Annotated in this window: 19 protein-coding genes; 4 read left to right on the top strand and 15 right to left on the bottom strand. The window is 74.7% G+C overall.

The window, feature by feature from the left end; genetic code table 11:
• Nucleotides 1-30: 30 nt before the first annotated feature.
• Together ACI793_RS13925 and ACI793_RS13930 are read right to left on the bottom strand one after the other, a co-directional pair.
• On the bottom strand, nt 31-1077 hold the full coding sequence (locus ACI793_RS13925; protein ID WP_456606970.1) for a porin PorA family protein: 1047 nt from the start codon (nt 1075-1077) through the stop codon (nt 31-33).
• A gap of 137 nt (nt 1078-1214) precedes the next feature.
• Complete coding sequence (locus ACI793_RS13930; RefSeq protein WP_456606971.1) at nt 1215-1850, bottom strand: trimeric intracellular cation channel family protein; 636 nt, start codon at nt 1848-1850, stop codon at nt 1215-1217.
• 110 nt (nt 1851-1960) lie between these two features.
• Here ACI793_RS13930 and ACI793_RS13935 point away from each other — a divergent pair, with 110 nt between their 5' ends.
• Nucleotides 1961-3217 carry an MFS transporter gene (locus ACI793_RS13935; RefSeq protein ID WP_456606972.1) on the top strand — a complete coding sequence of 419 codons (1257 nt, stop codon included), beginning with the start codon at nt 1961-1963 and terminating at the stop codon, nt 3215-3217.
• Here the strand turns inward: ACI793_RS13935 and ACI793_RS13940 are convergent.
• The 3 genes from ACI793_RS13940 to ACI793_RS13950 form a co-directional block, all read right to left on the bottom strand.
• The gene (locus ACI793_RS13940) at nt 3204-4235 is read right to left on the bottom strand and encodes an MsnO8 family LLM class oxidoreductase (protein ID WP_456606973.1); all 1032 of its coding nucleotides are present in this window, start codon (nt 4233-4235) and stop codon (nt 3204-3206) included. The two genes, ACI793_RS13935 and ACI793_RS13940, sit on opposite strands and share 14 nt — an antisense overlap.
• A gap of 37 nt (nt 4236-4272) precedes the next feature.
• Nucleotides 4273-5490, bottom strand: coding sequence for an MFS transporter (locus tag ACI793_RS13945; protein ID WP_456606974.1), 1218 nt, complete (start codon nt 5488-5490; stop codon nt 4273-4275).
• Between the two features lie 100 nt (nt 5491-5590).
• Nucleotides 5591-5761 (bottom strand): hypothetical protein, encoded by a 171-nt coding sequence (locus ACI793_RS13950; RefSeq protein ID WP_456606975.1) that lies wholly within the window; start codon nt 5759-5761, stop codon nt 5591-5593.
• 164 nt (nt 5762-5925) lie between these two features.
• Between ACI793_RS13950 and ACI793_RS13955 the strand changes: the two genes are divergently transcribed.
• Nucleotides 5926-8265, top strand: a complete 2340-nt coding sequence (locus tag ACI793_RS13955) for a lysylphosphatidylglycerol synthase domain-containing protein (protein ID WP_456606976.1) — start codon at nt 5926-5928, stop codon at nt 8263-8265.
• Nucleotides 8266-8278: 13 nt separating this feature from the next.
• On the opposite strand, the gene ACI793_RS13960 is transcribed toward ACI793_RS13955, so the two are convergent.
• The 5 genes from ACI793_RS13960 to ACI793_RS13980 form a co-directional block, all read right to left on the bottom strand.
• Nucleotides 8279-8971 carry an NRDE family protein gene (locus tag ACI793_RS13960; RefSeq protein ID WP_456606977.1) on the bottom strand — a complete coding sequence of 231 codons (693 nt, stop codon included), beginning with the start codon at nt 8969-8971 and terminating at the stop codon, nt 8279-8281.
• A gap of 79 nt (nt 8972-9050) precedes the next feature.
• Nucleotides 9051-11594, bottom strand: a complete 2544-nt coding sequence (locus ACI793_RS13965) for an ABC transporter permease (RefSeq protein WP_456606978.1) — start codon at nt 11592-11594, stop codon at nt 9051-9053.
• Between the two features lies 1 nt (nt 11595).
• Entirely contained in the window at nt 11596-12411 is an 816-nt protein-coding gene (locus ACI793_RS13970; protein ID WP_456606979.1) for an ABC transporter ATP-binding protein, read from the bottom strand.
• Nucleotides 12412-12604: 193 nt separating this feature from the next.
• On the bottom strand, nt 12605-13468 hold the full coding sequence (locus tag ACI793_RS13975) for a polysaccharide deacetylase family protein (protein WP_456606980.1): 864 nt from the start codon (nt 13466-13468) through the stop codon (nt 12605-12607).
• A gap of 129 nt (nt 13469-13597) precedes the next feature.
• A complete protein-coding gene (locus tag ACI793_RS13980) occupies nt 13598-14062 on the bottom strand; it encodes a nuclear transport factor 2 family protein (RefSeq protein WP_456606981.1) in 465 nt (154 codons plus the stop codon).
• A 223-nt stretch (nt 14063-14285) separates the two neighbouring features.
• Between ACI793_RS13980 and ACI793_RS13985 the strand changes: the two genes are divergently transcribed.
• A complete protein-coding gene (locus ACI793_RS13985) occupies nt 14286-15275 on the top strand; it encodes an ATP-binding cassette domain-containing protein (protein WP_456606982.1) in 990 nt (329 codons plus the stop codon).
• Nucleotides 15272-16117 (top strand): ABC transporter permease, encoded by an 846-nt coding sequence (locus ACI793_RS13990; RefSeq protein ID WP_456606983.1) that lies wholly within the window; start codon nt 15272-15274, stop codon nt 16115-16117. Before ACI793_RS13985 ends, ACI793_RS13990 begins: the two co-directional genes overlap by 4 nt.
• Nucleotides 16118-16126: 9 nt before the next feature.
• On the opposite strand, the gene ACI793_RS13995 is transcribed toward ACI793_RS13990, so the two are convergent.
• The 5 genes from ACI793_RS13995 to ACI793_RS14015 all read right to left on the bottom strand — a co-directional run bounded on the left by ACI793_RS13995 (nt 16127) and on the right by ACI793_RS14015 (nt 21524).
• The gene (locus ACI793_RS13995) at nt 16127-17017 is read right to left on the bottom strand and encodes a polysaccharide deacetylase family protein (protein WP_456606984.1); all 891 of its coding nucleotides are present in this window, start codon (nt 17015-17017) and stop codon (nt 16127-16129) included.
• A gap of 47 nt (nt 17018-17064) precedes the next feature.
• A complete protein-coding gene (locus ACI793_RS14000; RefSeq protein ID WP_456606985.1) occupies nt 17065-18030 on the bottom strand; it encodes an asparaginase in 966 nt (321 codons plus the stop codon).
• 105 nt (nt 18031-18135) lie between these two features.
• On the bottom strand, nt 18136-18648 hold the full coding sequence (locus tag ACI793_RS14005) for a cupin domain-containing protein (RefSeq protein WP_456606986.1): 513 nt from the start codon (nt 18646-18648) through the stop codon (nt 18136-18138).
• A gap of 50 nt (nt 18649-18698) precedes the next feature.
• Entirely contained in the window at nt 18699-20702 is a 2004-nt protein-coding gene (locus ACI793_RS14010; RefSeq protein ID WP_456606987.1) for an arabinofuranosyltransferase, read from the bottom strand.
• A gap of 150 nt (nt 20703-20852) precedes the next feature.
• Entirely contained in the window at nt 20853-21524 is a 672-nt protein-coding gene (locus tag ACI793_RS14015; protein ID WP_456606988.1) for a M15 family metallopeptidase, read from the bottom strand.
• Nucleotides 21525-21662 lie beyond the last annotated feature (138 nt).

Consider the following 21662-nt stretch of genomic DNA (forward strand, 5'->3'; position numbering starts at 1 on the left):
ACGGGCCCGTCGTCGATCAGGTGGTGCGGGTCAGGCGGAGTTCGACCCGGTCGCGACCGGCGTCGTGGTCCGGGCGGCCGCGCGGCGGGCGAGGAGCAGTGCCGCCACCAGCGCCAGGAGGCCCAGCACCAGCAGCACGATCGGCAGGATCGTGCCGACCAGCTTCAGCAGCTGCGAGTCGTCGGCCACCTGGTCCCCGCGCGTCTCGATCGACTCGTCGGTGGAGTAGATGTCGATGGTCGCGAAGGGGACGTCCACCGTCGTGACACCCAGGTCCAGCGAGCCGGTGACCTCCTGGGTGCTCCCTCCGGCGATGGTCGCGCCCAGCTCCTGGTCGGCGTCGACGAGGGTCGTGGTCCTCGAGGTCCACTCGATCGGGATCGAGGTGGGCAGCGAGGGCAGCACCGCCGGCAGCGCGGCCAGCAGCTCGGGGGCCACCAGGCCCTCGAGCCCGGGCGCGAGCGCGGCCAGCTGCGCCTTGGGCAGGAAGCTCGGCAGGCCCAGCGACGGCGGGTCGGCGAGCTCGCCCTCGGCGACCGACCGGTAGCGGTAGACGTCGCGACCGCCGAGCGTGTCCTCACCCTCGAAGGTGAGCGGGGTGGCCTGCATCGTGTACTGGTCCCAGTACTCGTAGACGCCGTCCTCGGGGGCGGGGTCGACGGGGAGGGTGAAGACCAGGCCCTCGGCGTCGGTCACGTCCTCGGCGCCCTCGGGTGCCGGACCCGCCTCGGCGGTCTCGCGGTCGACGTTGAAGCGGACCACGGTCTTGGCGGGGTCACCGTCGCCGATGCTGCGCTCGTCCGTGCGGCGGACGATCTCGTGGTCGCCGTCCACGGACTCGGCCAGGACGTTGCGCGTCGCCTCGATGGGCACGTCCTCCGCCAGCACCTCGGTCGACGAGCCCGTGAGCACGCCCGGGTTGATGCCGTCGTACGTGCCCTCGAACTCGAGGGTGACGTCGAGGTCGGTCGGGAGCTTGGTGACCGAGGGGACGACGACGAAGCGGACGACCGCGGCGGCGACGATCAGCAGCACGCCGATGACGGCGAGGACTACGGAGGAACGGGTCAATCTCACGTGTGGGACTCCGGAGGCGAGGAGGGTGCAAACCCGACGAGTCTGCGTCGCTCTCGACTGTGACCTGCGCCGGGGTGCTCGTGCCCGCCGGTCGACCCGATCGGGTCGGTGACGTCGGCCACCATGCTTCTGCGCAACTATCCGGGCTCGCGCCGCCGCGCACCGGGCGGGAAGGGCGCGTCGACGCCGAAGCGGACGCCGAGCATGCGGATCGCGAAGCACACCGCGGCGGCCGCGACGGCGGCGATCGGGCCGCGGGCGTCGAGCAGGTCGGCGACCACGACCACGGTGGCGCCGACCAGCGCGGGCACGGCGTAGAGGCCGCTGCTGAGCACCGACGGCACCTGGCGGATCAGCACGTCGCGCAGCGTGCCGCCGCCCACCCCGGTGATCGCACCGACGATGACCGCCTGGGCGGGGCCGAAGCCGAGATCGACCGCCTTGAGTGCGCCGGTGACGGCGAACAGGCTCAGCCCGGCGGCGTCGAGGACGGTGATCGTGCCGTTGATCCGGTCCAGGTGGTGGCCGGTGAGGAAGGCGATCAGCCCGCCGGCGGCGGCCACGGCCAGGTAGCGCCAGTCGAGGAAGGTGGCCGGCGGCAGCGCGTCGAGGAAGACGTCCCGGATGGTGCCACCGCCGAGGGCGGTGATCATGCCGAGGGTGATCACGCCGACGATGTCCAGCCGGGTGGCGCGCAGGGCGGTCAGCGCACCGTTGAGCGCGAAGGCGAAGGTGCCGACGAGGTCGAGCACCAGCAGCGCCGTCGTTGCCATGGCGGGAACGTAACCTGCGCGTCGGCGGCGCCCGGCGCACGAGTCGTCGGCCCCTGATGTCTCATGCTTGACCGGGACAGGCCACCGAGCGGGGACGAGGAACCACGGCGATGAGTTCGACCTTGCGCACCGTCGTCCGGCAGATCGGGCCGTCGGTGATGCTGCCGATGCTGGTCTACGAGATCGGCCACGGCGCGGTCATGCCGGTCATCGCCCTCACCGCCCTCGACGCCGGTGCCTCCACGACGGTGGCCGGGCTGATGCTCGCCGCCATCGGGATCGGCACCATCCTGGGCGACGTCCCCGCCGCCTGGCTGGCCGACCGGGTGGGCGAGAAGGGCGCGATGCTCGCGGCGATGCTCGCCTCCGCGGCGGCGATGCTCTCGGTGCTGCTGACCGACTCCGTCGCCGCGCTGGCGGTGGCCCTGCTCGTGCTGGGCGCCTGTGGCGCGACGATGCACCTCGCCCGGCAGTCCTACGTGGCCGACGTCGTCGCCGTCCACCACCGCGCCCGGGCGATGTCCACCCTCGGGGGCGTGTTCCGCATCGGCCTGTTCATCGGCCCGTTCGTCGGGGCGGCCGTCATCTCGGTGTGGGGGACACGGTCGGCGTTCGCCGTCGCCGTCGTGGCCTCGCTCGTCGCCGCGGCGATCCTGGCGCGCGCGCCGGTCGCGAGCGGCCAGGGCCCGCTCGCGGCTGGGGCGCACGCGGGGCCGGTCGGCGTGCGGGAGATGTTCCGCCGGCACCGGCGGCTCTTCCTCACCCTCGGGGTCGCGGTCGCGTCGATCAGCGCCATCCGGGCGGCCCGGGTGGCGGTGATCCCGCTGTGGGCGGAGTCCATCGGCTTGGACGCGACGACGACCAGCCTGATCTTCGGCATCGCCAACGCCGTGGACATGGCGCTGTTCTACCCGTCCGGTCACGTGATGGACCGGCTCGGGCGGCTGTGGATCGCCGTCCCCTGCATGGTCGTCCTGGGGCTGGGCACGCTGGCCCTGCCGCTGACGGACAGCGCCGCGACCCTGACGGCGGTCGCCATGGTGATGGCCTTCGGCAACGGGATCGGCTCGGGCATCATCATGACCCTCGGCGCGGACACCTCGCCGCCGGTCGACCGGCGCTCGTTCCTGGCGATCTTCCGCCTGATGAGCGACGTGGGGCAGTCGCTCGGACCGGTCGTCCCGGCCGCCGTGGCGACCGTGGCCACCCTCGGGACGGGCATCGCCGTCATGGGCGGCGTCGGGCTGCTGGGTGCCGTCGGTCTGGCGCGCTGGGTGCCGCGGTACTCGAGCTACGCCACCCGCGCCATGGTGCGCGACCACCACCGCCGGCTCGCCGAGGATCGGGACGCCGTCACGCCGGGCTGACTGCCGGCACCGGCTGGATCACGGGAGACACCCCGAGCAGCCCGGCCAGCGCCGCGTCCGAGGCGGCCAGCGCCCCCCGGTCGAAGGTGCTGCTGCTGGCGACCAGTTCGGCCGCGCCGGTGTGCTCCAGCAGCTCGGCCAGCCGGCTCTCCACCTGAGCGGCGGTGCCGGCGATCGCCGCGGCGGCCGTCTGATCGAGGTAGCGCTGCTGACGGGGCGTCCGCGGCGCGGCCCGCACGGCCGCCACCGGCTCCAGCGGCGGGAACGTCCCCGTGGTCCGGGACAGCGCCATCGCCCACGCCTCGGGCAGCAGCAGATCCGCGGCCTCGGCGGCCGTGTCGGCGACCAGCACGTCCAGGCTGATCGACACCCGGGGCCCGGCCAGCTGCTCCGAGGGCCGGAAGTCCCGCCGGTACCCGGCGAGCGCCGCGAGCCCGGGCTCGGCGTCCCCGGCCACGCCCAGGATCGGACCGCCGACGATCACCGGCAGCCCGAGCGCGGCGGCCACCTGCAGCCCCTGTCCGGTGGCCAGCACGTGCATCGGCACGTCGCCCTCCGGCCGGGGGTGCACGGTGATCGTGCCGGACCCGGTCAGGAAGGCGCGCAGCTCGGCGAGGTCGGCGGCGAAGTCGCGCTCGGTCTCCCGCAGGGCGCGGCGCACCGGCGGGGTGAAGCCGGGGGAGCGCCCCAGGCCCAGGTCGATCCGGCCGGGCGCGAGGGCGGTCAGCGTGGCGAACTGCTCGGCGACGACGAGCGGCTGGTGGTGGGGGAGCATCACGCCGGCCGAACCCAGCCGGATGGTGGACGCCGCGCCGGCGACCGCGGCCAGCAGGACGGCGGGCGCGGCGCCGGCGATGCCGGGGACCCCGTGGTGCTCGGCCACCCAGAACCGGCCGAACCCGAGCCGCTCGGCCGACGCCGCGCGCGCGACCGTCGCCCGCAGCGCCGCCGCATCGGGCTCGCCGGCGCGGGTGCGGGCCCGGTCGAGCAGGGACAGCCGGGGCTCGGGAGCGGTCACGGCCGGTGCAGCGTCCGCCGCCCGTGGCCTGTTCCGGTCAGCCGCCCGCGGTGCCGGCCGGCACCGGCTCGCCCGCCTTCGGCAGCGAGAGCGTGGCCACCAGGGCGGCGGCCAGGACCAGCGCGCTGACCGCGAACGCCCACTGGAACGAGGCGACGTCGGTGAGCCAGCCGGCGATCAGCGGCCCGGTGATCGCGCCGAGGTCGGCCGACATCTGGAAGACCGCGACCACGCGTCCGCCGCGCGCCGGGCTGACGTCGGCGACCAGCGCGGCGGGCGCGCTGGCGAGCAGCGCGGCGGCGAGGCCGAACACCGCCATGGACAGCAGGAACAGCCCCAGCTGCGGCGGGGCGACGAGCACCAGCATCGAGGTGGTGGCCAGCGTGGAACCCAGCAGCAGGGAGGGCCGCCGGCCCCACTCGTCGACCAGCCGGCCCGACCGCAGCAGGGCGATCGCCTGGGCCAGCGACCCGGCCAGCAGGCCCGCCCCCGCCCAGGCGACGGTGCGGTCGAGCTCCTCGGTCACGTACAGCGGCACCAGGGAGTTGCGGACGCCGAACAGCACCCAGCCCACCCCGAGGTTGGCGACCAGCGCCGCGAGGTAGGCCCGCGACCGCAGGGCGGTGCGGAGCCCCACCGGGCCCGGGTCGAGGTCCACGCCGGCCGGCGGGGCCGCCGTCGTCCCCTCGGGCGCGGTCCGCAGCAGCACCATGCCGACGCCGCCGGCGACCAGGAGGAAGCCGGCGTACAGGAAGAAGGGCAGCCGCGGGGAGAGCTCGGCGAGCAGACCGCCGGCCGCCGGGCCCGCGATGCCGCCGAGGATGAAGCCGCCCTGCCAGGTCGCGGCCGCGCGTCCGCGGTGCGTGGGTGGTGCCACCCGGAACAGCAGCGAGAGGGCGGCGACGGTGAACATCGCGCTGCCCACGCCGCCGGCCGCGCGGAGGGCGAGGAACACGGGGAAGGAGCCGGCCAGCCCGGCGGCCCCGGTGGTGACGGCGACGATCAGCAGCCCGGCGGTCAGGACCAGACGTTCGCCGAACCGCTCGACCAGCGAGCCGCCGCCGAACGCCGACACGAAGCGGAAGAACGCGAAGGCGCTGACGGCCAGGCCCACGGCCGTCCGCCCGACGCCGAAGTCGCGGGCGAACAGGGGGATGGCCGGCGCCACGATGCCGAAGCCCAGGGCCACGACGAAGGCGATGACCGCGAGGACGCCCACCTCGCGAGGCAGGTCCCCGCGCCCGACGAGTCGCACGACGGTCGATCCTGGCACGCCGTGGCGGGGCGTCCCGCGGGCGGGTGGAACCGGCGGAGCGGAGGTGCGGACGACGGAGGAGGCGGAGGACGGCCTCGGCTCAGGCGGGCTCGGGGACGCCGCCCGGGTCGCCACCGGGATCGTCCGGGGACGGCTCGATGGGCGGGGGAGGCAGCGCCTCGGGGGCGTCGGGGAGGAGCTCGCCCGGATCGTCCGGGATCGGCTGGTCGGGATCGATCTCGCGACCCGGCTCCGGCAGTGGGGACACCATGCGAGCAGTCAACCAGCGCGTCCGCCCCGTCGCAGGGGCCGGCCCGCCCCGCGCGACGTCGTCGCCCCGATCCGGCGCGGCCGGCCCCACCGCCCTCTGGCCACGATCGGGCGGAGTCGTGTCCCGTCGTACCACCCGGTGGCCGGCTCGGGGATGATCGCGCGGTGACCGGGGCCAGCGAGGACGCGCCGCGTCCCGTGCCCCCCCGGGTCCGCCGTCCCACCGACGTCGTGCAGCTGCTCACCGCCATGGCCGGGCTGGCCCTGGTCGTCATGGCCACGGTGATGACGCCGGACGCGGTCGACGCGCTCGACGGCGCCGTCCCCACGGTCGACGGCGGCTTTCCGCGGACGCTCGTCTCCGTCGCGTCGGTGGTCGCGTCGCTGGCGATCCTGGCCGTGCTGGTCACCGTCGCGGTGGACGCGGCCCGCCACCGGCGCGCGGCGCTGGTGCAGGGCCTGGCCGCGGGGCTGCTCGGTCTGGTGCTGGGTGCCGTGGGGGAGCGGGTCGGCGACGCGGCCGGTGGCGTCGTGGCCGACGTCCTGACCGGGCCGCGCGACGACGCGGCGCTGGTGCCCGTGGTGGCCTCGGTCGCCTTCCTCGTCGGCGCCGACCTCCAGCGGCGCCGGCGCTGGCGGCAGCCGAGCCGCTGGTCGGTCCTGGCCGCCCTGGCTTTCGGGGTGGCGCTGGGCAACCTCGCGGTGCTCGGCGCGGTGGCGGCGGTGCTGCTGGGCGCCGTCGCCGGCCTCGGCGTGCGCCTCGCGGCCGGGGTCGCCCCGGCACGCCCGGGCGACGACGTCATCCGGACCGAGCTGGCCCGCGCCGGTGTGGTGGTGGGCGAGCTGCACACCACCGAGCAGGCGGCCGGGTTCCTCCGGCTCACCGGCGAGGACGAGAGCGGTCCCGTCTGCATCACCGTCGTCGACCCGGACGGCCGGGGCCTGCCGCTGGTCCGCCGGGCGGGGCGGATGCTGCGGTTCCGCGCCGCGGTGGTGGGGCGGCCGGCGATCAGCCAGCGCAGCGACCTGGAGCGGCAGGCCGCGAGCGCCGCGCTGGCCGGCGCGGCCGGGGTGCCGGTCCCCGCGGTGCTGGCGCTGCTCGCCGTGGGGCCCGCGCTCGTGCTGGCCGAGCGGCCGACGGACGGGACGCCGCTGCCCGACGCCGGGGACGGCGCGGCCGCCGGCCTGGCCGCCGCGTTCGCGGCGCTGCGCCGGCTGCACCGGGTCGGTCTGGCGCACGGCGCCCTCACGCCCGACGGCGTGGTGCTCGGGCCGGGGGGAGCGGCCGGGTTCCGCGACCTGAGAGCGGCCCAGCCGGCGGCCGGTGAGCTGCAGCGCGACCTGGACACGGTGGCCCTCCTGGTCGGTGGGGCCACCGTGGTCGGAGCGGCCGCGGCGGCGGCCGCGCTGCAGGCCGACCGGGCCCCGGCCGCGACGCCGCCCCGGCTGGCGGCGCTGCTGCAGCCGGTCGCGCTGCCGGCGGCGGTGCGGCGGTCGGTCCGCGGCACCGAGGTCCTCGACGACCTGCGCCGCGCACTGGCCGCCCCGGACGGGACCGTGGCCGCCGCGCCCCGCCTGGAGCGCTTCTCGCTGCGCGCCGTCCTCACCGTGGTGGCGACGACCGTCGCGGCTTTCCTGCTGGCCTCGCAGCTGTCGCAGGTCAGCATCGTCGACCAGATCCGGAGGGCCGAACCCCTGTGGCTGCTGGTCGCCCTGGGTGGCTCGGCGCTGACCTACCTCGGCGCGGCCCTCGCCCTGGTCGCGTTCGTCCCGACGGCGCTGTCACTGGCGCGCACCACGCTGGTGCAGGTCTCGACGGCGTGGCTGACCCTCGTGACCCCGCCGACGGTCGGCCACGTCGGGCTCAACATCCGCTACCTCCAGCGCTCGGGGCTCGGCCTGGGGGCGGCCGCGGCCAGCGTCGCGGTCAGCCAGGTGGCGACCGTCGCGGCGACCGTCGTCCTGCTGCTGGTCGTCGGCTGGGGCAGTGGTGTGTCCACGTCGCGGCTCTCGCTGGTGCCCAGCACCGACGTGCTCCTCGTGCTGCTCGGCGCCGTCGCCGTGGTGGGCGTCCTGCTCGCCATCGCGCCGGTGCGGCACCTGCTGTACCGCCGTCTCGAGCCGCTGGTCCGGCAGTCGCTCCCGCAGCTGCTCGCCGCGGCCACCGAGCCGCGGCGGCTGATCACGGCGCTGGGCGGCATCGTCCTGCAGAACGCCGGGTACGCGCTGGCGCTCGACGCCTCCCTGCGGGCCTTCGGCGCCTCGCTCGCCCTGCCGACGGTGATCGGCGTCTACCTGGTGTCCTCCGCGGTGGGCTCCGTGGCGCCGACCCCGGGCGGGCTGGGTGCGGTGGAGGCGGCACTGATCGGCGGACTCACCGCCACCGGCGTGCCGGTGGCGGCGGCGCTGGCCGCGGTGCTGGCGTTCCGCACCGTCACGTTCTGGCTGCCCGCGCCGGTGGGCTGGGTCGCCTTCGTGCACCTGCAGCGGCGCGAGCACATCTGAGGCGCCGGGCGGCTCACCCGGCGGCGGCGAACCCGGCGGTGTCCCAGTTCCCGGTCCAGGGCTGCCGGCTGTACTCCAGGCGCAACCGGCCGGGCCGGGCGTCGATCGTCTCGGCGAACACCGTGCCGTAGACGACGCCGTCCCGCTCGCGGCGGATGACCAGGGCCTCGGGCTCGGGGGCCGGCTGCTGCTCCTGCACCAGGTCGCGCCAGGGGCCGGGGAAGGGCGCCGCGGCGAAGGTCTCGCGCCACAGCTCGGCCTTGCGGTCCTCCCGGCCGCCGGAGGTGAACACCTGCGTGCCGTCGGCGTGCTCGGTCGCCCTGAGCCGCTCGCCGTCGAACTCCCAGCTGGTCAGCCGGTCCGGCGCGACCAGGACGAGCAGGAAGCCGGCCATGCCCTCGAGGCGGACGGAGTCCACCCACGCCGGGCCGTGGACGGCGCCGAGCAGCGGCAGGACGCCACGGCTGGGAGCCCCGGGAGCGGCCGGTCGCTCGTGGTACCGGTTGAGCACCAGCGCGGTGACGCCGGTGCCCACGTCGGTGGCGCACCACGTCCCGCCGGCGACGCGGTCGCGACCACCCACGATGTCGGGCAGCTCCGGCCACCACCGGTCGGGGGCGTCGAACTCCCGCGTGGTCACCTCGTCGCGGACGGCGAGGATCTCCGCCGGTCCGGCACCGGACCGTCGCACCACCACCGTGCACATGCCCCGCATCCTCCCGGACCGCGCCGGCCCGCCTTCCGCGCGGGTGGGCAGGCCGGGCTCGTGCGCCCGGCCCGCCCGGTCAGGCCCGGGCGATGGCGTCCAGGATCCGGAGCCGGGCGGCCCGCCGCGCCGGCCCGACGGCGGCCAGCACGCCGATGACCGCCGCGACGAGCAGGAAGACCGCCATCCGCGGATAGGGCACCACCACCTCGGTGATCCCCTGGTCCTCGAGCGCCCGGCTGAGGGCGACGCCGAACAGCGTGCCGAGGACCAGCCCCAGCACCGCGCCGTAGACGGAGATGAGGACGGCCTCCAGCCGGACCATGCGGCGCAGCTGGGTGCGGCCGAGCCCCACGGCGCGCAGCAGCCCGATCTCCCGGGTCCGCTCGATCACCGTCATGGCGAGGGTGTTGACGATGCCGAGCGCGGCGATGAGCACCGACAGCACGAGCATGGCGTTGATGAGCAGCAGCAGCTGGTCGACCTGCCCCTTCTGCTCCTCGGAGAACTCGCCCTGGTCCTTGAGGTCGACGATCGGGAAGGCGCCGAGCGCCTCCTCCAGCTGCGGCCGGACGTCGGCGGGCGCCGCGCCGTCGGCGAGGTCCACGAACAGGAACCGGTCCTGGGCCACGCCTCCGGCCCCGCTGAGGGTCTCCAGGGACACGATCGAGGAGCCCACCACCTGGTTGGACTCGTAGACCCCGCTGACCACGACCTCCTGCTGCCGGCCGTCGACGGTGAGCACGTCGACCGGATCGCCCACGCTCCATCCCCGGGCGTCCGCCGTCGCCTCGTCCACGATGAGCCCGTCGTCCGCGAGCCCGTCCGCGGAGCCGCTGACCCAGGTCAGCTCGACGCTGCGGTCGAGCCCCGAGGGGTCCACCGCGGTCAGGAAGGTGATCTCGCCGTCGAGCTGGGCCTGTCCCCACCGCAGCGGCATGACGGTGTCGACGTCGTCGACCTCGGAGATCCGCGTCGCGACGTCCGTGCTGAACGGCTGCCCCACCGCGCTGGAGACCACGAACTCGGCGCGGACCGATCCCGCGATGAGCTTGTCGATGCTGGCGTTGGTCGAGGCGCCGATGACGCTGAAGGCGCTCACCAGCGCCAGGCCGATCATCAGCGCGGACGCCGTCGCGGCCGTGCGCCGCGGATTGCGGACGGCGTTCTCCTGGGCCAGGCGCCCGGTGGTGCCCCAGATCGCCGGCAGCACCCCGCCCACACCCCGGAGGAACGGGCGGGCCAGCACCGGGCTCAGCGCCGTGGCGCCCAGGATCAGCCCCAGTGCGCCGAGGCCGACGAGCGAGGCCGCGTTGCCGCCGTCCTCGGTCAGCGTCCCGGCGACCAGCGCCGCGGCCCCGGCGGCGGTCAGCAGGACGCCGACCACGGTGCGCCGGCGCAGACCGCGCTGCGCGGTGACCACGTCGTCGCGCATGGCCGCGACCGGCGGCATAGCGGCCGCCCGCCGGGCCGGGAGGTAGGCGGCGACCAGCGTCACCAGGACGCCGACGGCGTAGGCCCACAGCACGGTGTCGACGGCGAAGACGAGGTTGCCGTCCAGGGTGAGGCCGAACGACCCGAAGAGGGCGCGCAGCCCGGCGGCGATCCCGTAGCCGGCCGCCAGCCCGATGGTCGATCCGACGACGCCCACCACGAGGGCCTCACCCAGGACCGAGCGCGTGATCTGCCCCTTGCTGGCGCCGAGGGCCCGCAGCAGCGCCAGCTCCTGGGTCCGCTGCGCGACCAGCATCGAGAAGGTGTTGAGGATGATGAACGTGCCGACGAACAGCGCGATCCCGGCGAAGACGAGCAGGAAGATGTTGAAGAACTGCAGCGCCTCGGAGAAGTCGGAGGCGAGGCTGTCGGCCTGCTCGGCCGCCGTCCTGACGTCGTAGTCCGGGCCCACCGTCGCGGCCACCCGGTCGGCCAGCTCGCCGGGGTCGACGCCGTCCTCGGCGGCGACGCTGATCCCGGTGAACTGTCCCGGCGCGGTCAGCAGCTCCTGCGCCGTCGCCGTGTCGAACGCGGTCAGGGACGCCCCGGCCAGCCCGCCGTCCTCGCCGAACCGGAAGGTGCCGACGAGCTCGGCCTCGACGCGCGGGCCGGGCGTGAGCAGCGAGATGGTGTCACCGACGTCGTAGCCGGTCTCCTCGGCGGCGCCCGTGTCGATCATGACCTCGCCGGGGCCGGTCGCCGCCCGCCCCTCGACGAGGGTGGTCACGGACACGGCCTCCTCGGTGGTCCAGTTGATGCCGATGCCCGGGGCCCCGCCCGTGTCCAGCACCTCGCCGTCGGGGTCGAGGACGTACACCCCCTCCGCGGTGATGTCGCCGGCGACCGCCGCCACGCCGTCCACCTCGGCGACCTCGTCGACCAGGTCGTCCGGCACGAAGGTGGCGGTGCCGCCCGCGCCGGTGCCCGCCAGGCCCTGGTCGAACGCTGCGGCACGGGTGACGGTGACGTCGGCAGCGGTGCTGCGGAACAGGTCGTTGAAGGTCTTGCTCAGGGTGTCGGTGAAGATCAGCGTCCCCACGACGAAGGCGACGCCGAGCACGATCGCCAGCCCCGACATGGCCAGCCGCAGCTTGTGCGCCAGCAGGTTGCGCCAGGTGGTCCGCCACACGTCAGCGCACCGCTGCTCTCGTGTCGTCTCCGGTGGTCGCGGGCCGCTCGCCGCCGTCGTGATCGAACGCCTTCAGCCGCTCCAGCACCCGGTCCGCGGTGGGCTCCAGCATCTCGTCGACGATCCGCCCGTCGGCGAGGAACAGGACGCGGTCGGCGTAGCTGGCGGCCGTCGGGTCGTGGGTGACCATCACGATCGTCTGCCCCATGTCGCGCACCGAGCGGCGCAGGAAGTCCAGCACGTCGGCGCCGCTGCGCGAGTCCAGGTTCCCGGTCGGCTCGTCGGCGAAGACGATGTCCGGCCGGCCGGCGAGCGCCCGCGCGCAGGCCACGCGCTGCTGCTGGCCACCGGAGAGCTCGCTGGGCCGGTGCGCCAGCCGCGGCCGGAGACCGACCGTGTCGATCACCGTGTCCAGCCAGGCGCGGTCGGGCTGGCGACCTGCGATGTCCATCGGCAGCGTGATGTTCTCCATCGCGGTGAGCGTGGGCAGCAGGTTGAAGGCCTGGAAGACGAACCCGACCCGGTCGCGCCGCAGCACGGTGAGCGCCTTGTCGTCGAGCGTGCTCAGGTCGACGTCGCCGATGAACGCCTGTCCGCTGGTGACCGAGTCCAGGCCCGCCATGCAGTGCATGAGGGTGGACTTGCCGGAGCCGGAGGGACCCATGATGGCGGTGAAGTGCCCGCGGGCGAAGTCCACGTCGACGCCGTCCAGGGCCACCACCCGGGTGTCGCCCTCACCGAAGACCTTGGTGAGGGAGCGGCCCCGCGCCGCCGGCGTCGGGACGGACTGCGCGTCGGTGGGCGGGAGGGGGGTCACGGGAGCTCCTCGAGGTGGGGGACGGGTCACCGCCTGCAGCCCCGCACGGTAGGGGAGGGCCGTCCGCGCCCGGTAGGGCTTTTCGGCACACTGCGAGTGAACGATCCCGGAGCGCAACCGGCGCGCTCGCGGCGCGGCGACCGGGCCAGGTGCGGGGCGCCGTCGCCCGGCACTCCGGACGCCGGCTCCCGGCTCAGAAGCTCGCGTCCATCCGCGCCAGCAGCGTCGGTCCGTCCCACGTCGGGGGCGGCATGATCCGGCGGATCGTCAGCATCGGGTACGTCGGGTCCTGGGGCTCGGAGAGCTGGAAGGCCGCCCGGTAGCCGGCGGCCTCGACCCGGGGGAGGGCCTCGGCCGACCAGACGCCGTGCGGGTAGGCCAGCGTGTCGACCGGGTGGCCCAGGATCTCCGCCAGCTCCGCCCGGGGGCGGTCGAGCTGGACCGCGAACTCGTCTCCGGCGAGCCGGTCCACCCGCTGGTGGTCCCAGCTGTGCGCCCCGATGGTCATCCCGGCCCGGTCCAGGTCGCGCAGCTGGTCGGGGCCGAGCCAGTCCGGCTTCCCGAGCACGACGGTCATGGGGAAGAACGCCGCCGGGAAACCGAACTCGGTCAGGATCGGCAGGGCCACCGAGTGGTGCGTCGCCGAGCCGTCGTCGAAAGTCAGCAGCACCGGACGGTCGGGGAGGGGGCCGCCGAACTGCAGGTGGTCCAGCAGGGCTCCGGTGCCGATCGGGGTCCGGCCCCCGTCCCGCAGCGCCTGCAGCTGTGCCCGGAAGACGGACGGGGGCGTGATCAGCGTGCGGGCGTAGGCGCTGTCATCCGGGCGGAACTCGCGCAGCTGGTGGAAGCACAGCACCGGGACGGTGGAGCGGGCCAGCACCTCCTGGGCCGTCGCGGGCGTCGGAGGCGGTTCGGGGGACGGCGACGGCCTCGGGGTGGTGGCCGGCGGGGACGGTCGGGTCGTCGGCGCCGCCGTCGGAGCCGTCGGCGCGCCGGGGCCCGAGCACGCGGTCAGCACGACCGCACCCGCGGCAGCGAGGAACCCGCGTCTCTCCACCGCCCCACCTTCCCGGTCCGGGAACGGGCGGGCAAGACCGCGGTGCCGTCGCGGGAGGGAACCGGAGTCGCGGACGAGGAGGCCCGGCGCGACGCCTTCCCCGGACCGGCGGTGCCGGCACGCCTCGGGTCAGAGGCCGAGGTCGCTGAGTCCCGGGTGGTCGTCGGGGCGCCGCCCCTGCGGCCAGTGGAAGAGCCGGTCGTCGCCGGCCAGCGGCACGTCGTTGATGCTCGCGTGCCGCCGGCGCATCAGGCCGTCGCCGTCGAACTCCCAGTTCTCGTTGCCGTAGGAGCGGAACCAGCTGCCGGACCCGTCGTGCCACTCGTAGGCGAAGCGGACGGCCAGGTGATCGCCGTCGGCGGCCCACAGCTCCTTGATCAGCCGGTAGTCCAGCTCGCGCTGCCACTTGCGCGTCAGGAAGGCGACGATCTCGTCCCGTCCCGTGATGAACTCCGAGCGGTTCCGCCACCGCGAGTCGGCCGTGTAGGCGCCGGCCACGTTCTCCGGGTCCCGGGTGTTCCAGGCGTCCTCGGCGAGGCGCACCTTCTGCACCGCCGTCTCCCGGGTGAACGGGGGCAGGGGTGGTCGGCTCATCGGTGCTCCCTTCTCCTTCCTGCACCGTGCCACGGACGACCGTCACCGGCCCCCGGAGCCGCCCGGCACCGGCAGGTCGGACGCCGTCCTCTCCGGCATCCCCGCCGTGCGCGCTCCGCGAAATCGCTTGCCCCGGTGGCCCCCGGAGGTCGCATGCTCTCGCCATGACTCCGCGGAGGACCGCCGCTGCAGAACTGTCGGTACCGGGGACGAGGGTTCCGGCATGGACGTGACGCCTGCCGTCGAAGCCGTCGACCTGGTCAAGCACTTCGGCGAGACCCGAGCCGTCGACGGCGTGAGCTTCGTCGTCCCGGAGGGGTCCGTCCTCGGCCTGCTCGGGCCCAACGGAGCGGGGAAGACCTCCCTGGTGCGGATGCTCACCACGCTGAGCGTCCCGACCAGCGGCACGGGTCGGGTGGCCGGCTACGACGTCCGGACGCAGCCGAACGAGGTGCGTCGCAGCCTGGGCCTCACCGGTCAGGCCGCCACCGTCGACGAGATCCTGACCGGCCGCGAGAACCTCCGGTTGATCGGCAGTCTCTACGGGCTGCCCAGGAAGTACATCCGGGACGCGACCGAGCGTCTGTTCGACCGCTTCGACCTCACCGACGCGGCCGACCGGATGGCCAGGACCTACTCCGGCGGCATGCGACGCCGGCTCGATCTGGCGGTGAGCCTCCTGGCCACGCCACCGATCCTCTTCCTCGACGAGCCCACGACCGGCCTGGACCCGCACAGCCGGTCCGGGCTGTGGGAAGTGCTGCGCGAGCTGGTCACGGAGGGCACCACGCTGGTGCTGACGACCCAGTACCTGGAGGAGGCCGACCACCTGACCGACGAGATCGTCGTCGTGGACAAGGGCACGGTCATCGCGGCGGGCACCCCCACCCAGCTCAAGGACCGGGCCGGCAAGGCGAGCGTCGTGGTCACCCTGACCCACGCCGCCGACCTCGCCCCGGCGGCCGACCTGATGCGTGCGCACTCGCCGGAGGTGCACGTCGAACCCGGCAGCCGGCGCCTCACCGCGCAGGCCGGCGGGCTGGGGGACATGACGCGCATCGCGGCGGTGTTCGAGACCAGCGGCATCGAACTGGACGACCTCGGGCTGGCCCGGCCGAGCCTGGACGACGTCTTCCTGCATCTCACCGGCCGCCGTGCCGAGGCCGGACCCGACGCCCAGGCCGGCCCGACCTCCGAAGGAGTCTCGACGTGACCGCTGTGCAGACCGCCCCCGTGAAGCCGGTTCCGCGGCCGCCCATCCATCCGCCCTCGCTCGTCCGGGCATCGATGACGATCGTCTGGCGGAACCTCATCCACATCCGGCGGATGCCGGAGATGCTGCTGGACGTCACGGTCCAGTCGGTGATGTTCGTGCTGCTGTTCGCCTACGTCTTCGGCGGCGCGATCGCGGTCGAGGAGTCCAACTACCGGGAGTTCCTGCTGCCCGGGATCATGGTGCAGACGATGGTGTTCTCGTCGGCGATCGTGGCCATGGGGCTGACCAACGACCTGCAGAAGGGGTTCGTCGACCGGTTCAAGTCCCTGCCCGTGCCACGTCCCGCGGTGCTCGTCGGACGCAGCCTCTCCAGCCTCATCCACTCCAGCATCGGCGTCGCGGTGATGGGCGGAACGGGCCTGCTCATCGGCTGGCGGGTGCGCAACGGCGTCGTGGACGGCGTGCTCGGGTTCCTGCTCCTGCTGCTCTTCGGCTTCGCCCTCATCTGGCTCGGCATCTGGGTGGGGTCGCTCATGCGCACCGTCGAATCCGTGCAGGGCTTCATGTTCACGGTGATGTTCCCGCTGACCTTCGTGGCCAACACGTTCGTCCCGACGGAGAGCATGCCGTCGTGGCTGCGCACCATCGCCGAGTGGAACCCGGTCTCGGCCATCGCCCAGGCCTGCCGGGAGCTGTGGGGCAACGGCCCGGCTGCGGGCCCCGACGCCGCGTGGCAGTTGCAGCACCCGGTCGCGATGTCGATCGTCTGGTCGCTCGTCCTCACGGCGATCTTCGCCCCGCTCGCCGTCTCGGCGTTCCGGCGTCGCTCCCGCGACTGACCGCGAAGCTCACGAAGACGACGCGCCGCGCGGCGACCGGCGCTGGAAGTCCCGGGCGATCTGGTCGAAGGTGGCCCACCGGACGCCGTCGTGACCGTTGATGTGCTCGATGAGGCGTTCGAGCATCAGCAGCACCTGCGGGCGTCCGGAGACGTCCGGGTGGATGGTCATGGTGAAGGCCGCGTAGTCCATCTCGCGATGCACCCAGTCGAACTGGTCGCGCCACATCTGCTCGATGTCACGGGGGTTGACGAAGCCGTGGCTGTTCGGGCTGGACTTGATGAACATCATCGGCGGCAGGTCGTCCAGGTACCAGTTCGCCGGGATCTCGACCAGGTCGGTCTCCTCCCCGCGCACCAGCGGCTCCATCCAGGTCTCCGCCGCCGCGGCGTAGTCGATCTTCGTCCAGGAGTCGCCCACCCGGACGTAGTAGGGCTCGAAGTCCCGGTGCATCAGCGAGTGGTCGTACGTGATGCCGCGCTCGAGCAGCAGCTCGTTGGTGACGCCGCTGAACTCCCACCACGGGGCGACGTAGCCGGTGGGACGTCGCCCGGTCCGGGCCTCGATCAGCTCGATGCAGCGGTCGAGGACGGCCTGCTCCTGCTCGCGGCTCATCGCGATCGGGTTCTCGTGGCTGTAGCCGTGGACGCCGATCTCGTGGCCGGCCGCGACGCAGGCGTCGAACTCGTCGGGGAACGTCTCGATCGAGTGGCCCGGCCAGAAGAAGGTCTGCGTCAGGCCGAAGCGCCGGAAGAGCTCGAGCAGGCGCGGGACGCCGACCTCGCCGGCGAAGACGCCCCGGGAGATGTCGTCGGGGGAGTCCTCCCCGCCGTACGAGCCCAGCCAGCCGCCGACGGCGTCGATGTCGACGCCGAAGGCCACGAAGATCTCCTTGGTCATCGGTCGGGTTCCTTCCGGTGGGTCGCCCGCATCCGGACGAGGTGGGTTCAGGCGAGGTGCGAGGTGAGCACCCGCTGCGGATCGTCGGGCGCGAGCGCGAGCGACGCGGCCAGCAGCAATCGGCCCTGCCACGGGCTCAGGTCGCCGGCGAACACCGCGCCGCCCCGCGCCAGCCGGGCCCCGCCCGCGGCGTAGAGGGGGAGGACCGGCCCGGACTGCACCCGGGAGCAGATCAGCACGGGGACGCCGCGGGAGACGAGGTGCTCCGCGGCCTCGGCCATCGGCGGCGGGACGTTCCCGGCGCCGAACGCCTCGAGCACGATGCCCGCGGCACCGGCGTCGACGGCCGCGTGCACCATCGCGGCATCCGCGCCGAGGTAGCAGGCCACGACGTCGACCCGCGGCAGCTCCGCCGCCAGGTCGAGCGGGAGCGGGTCGCGGCGTGCGGGCCGGCCCAGGCGGAGCACCGACCCACCGGCCACGCGGAGCACCGGCCCGCGCCCGGGAGCGCCGAAGGCGGCGCTGCGCAGGGTGTCCACCTTGCGCACCCCGCGGGCCGCGAAGACCTCGCCGTCGAAGCAGAGCAGCGCGCCCAGGTCCCGGGCGGCGGGGGAGGAGGCGACGCGCAACGCATCGGCGAGGTTGGCCGGGCCGTCCGGTGCGGAGCTGTCGAAGGGCCGCTGGGATCCGGTGAAGACGATCGGGCGCGGGTCGTCGTGGACCAGGTCGGCGAGGTAGGCCGACTCCTCCATGGTGTCGGTGCCGTGGGTGACCACCACGCCGTCGACACCGTCCGCCAGGCACCGGCGTGCCTCGCCGACCAGCCGGCGCAGGTCCGGCGTCGTGAGCGCGAAGCTGCCGGCGGCGCCGAGGTCGCTGGTGGTGACGGTGAGCCCGGCGAGCGGTCCGGCGGCGGCCAGCAGCTCGGCGGCGGGCGTGCGGGCCGCCAGCCCGTCCGGGCCGTGCAGGCTGGCGATGGTGCCGCCGGTGGCGAGCAGATGGACCCGGCCCACGCAGTCTCCTCCCGACCCGCCCCGTATCGATCGCGGGCGCCGACGTGCCTCACGTTCCTCCACCGGCCGCCGGTCGGCGACCGGAGCCGGCAGAACCGCGCCGGGTCAGGCGTCGTACTGGTCGTGTGCCCGGAGGAAGGCCAGCCGCTCCTCCTCGGTGAGCTCGAGGCCGGCTGCGGCCCGTGCCACGGTGGCCCCGAAGTAGGACTCCCGCGGCGCTCCGGGCGCGAAGAGCAGCAGCATCTCGGCGCGCTGGCCGGACGCGTTGCGGAACGCGTGCACCCCGCCCACGGGGACGTGCAGGAAGTCCCCGGCCGTGGCGTCGTACCAGTCGCCGCCGTCGTAGAGCTGGACGGTGCCGGACAGGACGAAGAAGGACTCGGAGATGGTGCGGTGGAAGTGCGGGCCCGGTCCGGTCGGCGGTCCGGTCATCGTGTAGCGGTACAGGCCGAACTCGCCGTCGGTCTGCACGGCGGTGGCCAGGTAGCCGATCTCCGTCGCGGGGCCGACCAGCTCGGGCGGGGTGCCGGCCGGGCGGAGCCGGGCGCTGCGCTCGCCCGTCTCCCCGCGGTACCGGACCGGTGGGTAGGCAGGCGCGTCCGCCGGGGGGAAGCTCACCGGCGCAGCCTGCCAGAGCGACGCCCCGCCGGGCCGGTTCCCCGTCGCGGTCAGGGCCGGAGCGCGATGACCACGATCCGGCCGAGCTCGACACGTTCGAACTCCGGACCCGTCAGCACCTCGTCGGGGAAGTCGATGTCGGTGCGCACCGTCTTGTTCGGGAAGTCGTCGACCATCAGCGGGAGCAGCCACACCTCGCCGGCCCGCTGCAGCACCAGGCCGTCGACCTCGTCGAACTCGTTGGCGCGCAGCAGGTCCGCGGCGCACGCCGAGGTCGGGCAGTCCCCGACCTCCTCCAGCAGCGCCACCCGGTCCTCGAACCGGCCGTTGGGGTGGGAGTAGATGCTCTTGAAGGACAGGAAGCCGTGCACCGGCGTGGTCGCGAGCAGGTCGACCTGCGAGGTGACCAGGACGGCGTCCGAGAGCGGCAGGTCCGGACGCAGCGACCGCCACGCCGCGCGGATCTCCGCCACCGAGGGGTCGTCGGGTTCGACGAACAGCGTGCCGATGTAGGGCCCCTCGTCCGGGTCCCCGTTCGGGACCGACCCGTCCGGATACCGGGTGGTCTGGGCGGTCAGCGCGTGGTGCCCGGTGACCCAGTAGTCGGCGAGGTGGTGGGCGGCGGTCGCCGCCGCACCGGCCGCGAGGACGACGGCGGCGAGACGGGGCAGCGCGGACGCGCCGGCCGCGCCACGCCTCCGCCGCCGATCGGACCAGCGCCGCAACCAGTCGGCGGTGCCCAGCACCCCGGCGGCCAGCAGCACCGTCATCGCGGCGTCCTGGGTCTTGAAGGCGAGGAACCCGATGTCGGCCCGCTCGGCCAGCGCACCCAGGCGCAGCGTCACCAGGCAACCCAGCAGGGCCAGCGCCAGGCCTCCGGCGAGCTCTGCGGTGCCGTGGCCGATGTCGCGCCCGCGCAGCCGCGTCCAGGCCACCCAGCCGAGCCAGGCCAGCCCCACCAGCCCGGCGAACTCGGCCACCTCCAGCGGTGACGGGAGCACCAGGTCGTGACCGCCGAGGACGGAGTAGCGCATCTGCAGGCTGTCCGAGGGCAACCGCAGCCGCGCCACGACCACGGGCACCCAGGACACGGCCGACACGGCCAGGCCGACCGCGCCGATGACCAGCGCCCGTCGCAGGGGGAGCCGCGGCTCGGGGCGTGGCCCCCGCCGTCCCGCGATGCGGCGTCGGACGGCGTCGTAGATCAGCGCCAGGACCGTCGCCACGCCGAACGGCAGGAACCAGTAGGTGTGCACGAGCAGCAGCAGCCCGAGCACGACGCCGAGCCGCCAGGCCGGCCACCGCCGCACCCCGGGCGCCCGGACGTCGCGCACGGCCAGCAGCCACCACGGCAGCAGGCAGCAGAGCACCAGCCACTCGTCGGGCTTGTGCGGGTGCACGGTCCAGATCGTCACGAGGGCGGCCACCGCCGACGCCGGCAGGGCGCCGACCACCGGGCGCCACAGCAGGTAGGCAGCCAGTGGGATGAGCACGCCCACGAGCAGCTGCACCGGCTTCACCGCCTCCCAGCCGGCCAGGTCGGTGACGGCCGCGAGCCGCCCCTGGATCCAGCCCAGGGCGGGCGGGTAGTAGGCGGGGAGGTCGCGGTAGCCGTAGTCGACCAGCGCCGGCGTCTCGGCGTACCGGGTGGCGATCTGGGTGCGGAAGGAGGAGTCGGCGTAGAGGCCGCCCCATCCCCAGCGGGTGCCGTGCAGTGCCGCCGTCGTCGCCGCGCCGATCAGCACGCCCGCGGCGACGATGCCGGCGTCCGCCGCCGGCCGGGGCCGGCTGCGGGCCAGGACGGCGACCGCCCCGCCGGCCACCGCCGCGGTCCCGGTCAGGACCAGCACGAGGCGGTCCTGCCAGAACCGGTCGACGACGGTCACGTCCCACACGTCGATCAGCCAGGCCGTTCCCGCCCACCCGCCGAGCGTCAGCACGAGCAGCAGGACGGAGCGCAGACCGACGGCGGTCCGGGATCCCCCGGGGTGCGGAGGAGTGGCAGGCGGGCTCGGGGGGCCGGCGTCCGTGGCCTCGCGGGCGGTCGTGCTCACGTGCAGCTCGCTCCCGACGCCGGGACCGCGACCGCTCTCGGGGAGGCCGGCGTGGAGTTCATGCGGCGATTCTCCCGCGGGTGCGCCGAACGGTGTCCTCGTGGCCGGATCGGAGCCCGCGCCGGCCGACCGATCGGCCCCGCGAGCCGGTCACTCGCGCATCCTCGGGTCGTGCGTGGGGTCGGCGTACATCTGCGGGCAACCCCGCTCGGCCGCCTCGGGGCGCAGCTCGTAGTGCCAGGGCTCGTTGCGGTAGGTCTGGCACAGCCCGTATCCCGCGCCGTGGCGGGACAGCCAGGCCGTGGCGGCGGCGGGTCCGATGTCGACCGCCTCCCCGGACACGTGGGCCGACGTCCGCGGGGTGGCGACCCAGCGGGCTGCCTCCTCCGCCGAGCCGTACTCGGCGACCGCGTCCCGGAGCAGCTGCTCCTGGTACGCCGGGGAGCGCCAGCCGCTGTTCACCCAGAAGTCGACGCCGTCGTCCGCCGCGGCCGTCGCGGCCCGGCGCAGGGCGCTCAGCAGGTCGGGATCGAGACGGGCCACGGCGGGGACCCCTCCGTCGAAGACCGTCACCCCGCCGGGGACGACGCCGTCGTCCACCGTGACGCCGAGCGGGACGGCATGGTCGGGGGCTGCATGGTCGGGGGCGGTGTGGTCGGGGGCGGTGTGGTCGGGGACTGCATGGTCGGGTTCGGCGTGGTCGGGGGCGGCACGGTCGGGTTCGGCATCGAGCGGCGTGGTGACCGCGGAGCCGGTCGACGGCGGGGACGGGTCCGTCCCCGCCTGGCAGCCCAGGAGGACGGCGGCCACCGTGGCGACCACCAGGACCGGGACTCCGGGCCGTGCACGACGGGTGGGGGTAGGCCGGGCTCGCTCGTCGGAAGGCATGCACCCACCCAAGGCGCGGGCGTGTCGCGAGCCCGTATGCCGTTTCCCATACGCCGCCGATACGTCCCGGCT

Source organism: Blastococcus sp. SYSU DS0617 (assembly GCF_054051075.1).

Excerpts from the sequence above, each read along its gene's own strand:
- ACI793_RS13930 (WP_456606971.1), bottom strand. The coding sequence starts at position 1,850 with ATGGCAACGACGGCGCTGCTGGTGCTCGACCTCGTCGGCACCTTCGCC.
- ACI793_RS13935 (WP_456606972.1), top strand. The coding sequence starts at position 1,961 with ATGAGTTCGACCTTGCGCACCGTCGTCCGGCAGATCGGGCCGTCGGTG.
- ACI793_RS13950 (WP_456606975.1), bottom strand. The coding sequence starts at position 5,761 with ATGGTGTCCCCACTGCCGGAGCCGGGTCGCGAGATCGATCCCGACCAG.
- ACI793_RS13960 (WP_456606977.1), bottom strand. The coding sequence starts at position 8,971 with ATGTGCACGGTGGTGGTGCGACGGTCCGGTGCCGGACCGGCGGAGATC.
- ACI793_RS13980 (WP_456606981.1), bottom strand. The coding sequence starts at position 14,062 with ATGAGCCGACCACCCCTGCCCCCGTTCACCCGGGAGACGGCGGTGCAG.
- ACI793_RS13985 (WP_456606982.1), top strand. The coding sequence starts at position 14,286 with ATGGACGTGACGCCTGCCGTCGAAGCCGTCGACCTGGTCAAGCACTTC.
- ACI793_RS13995 (WP_456606984.1), bottom strand. The coding sequence starts at position 17,017 with ATGACCAAGGAGATCTTCGTGGCCTTCGGCGTCGACATCGACGCCGTC.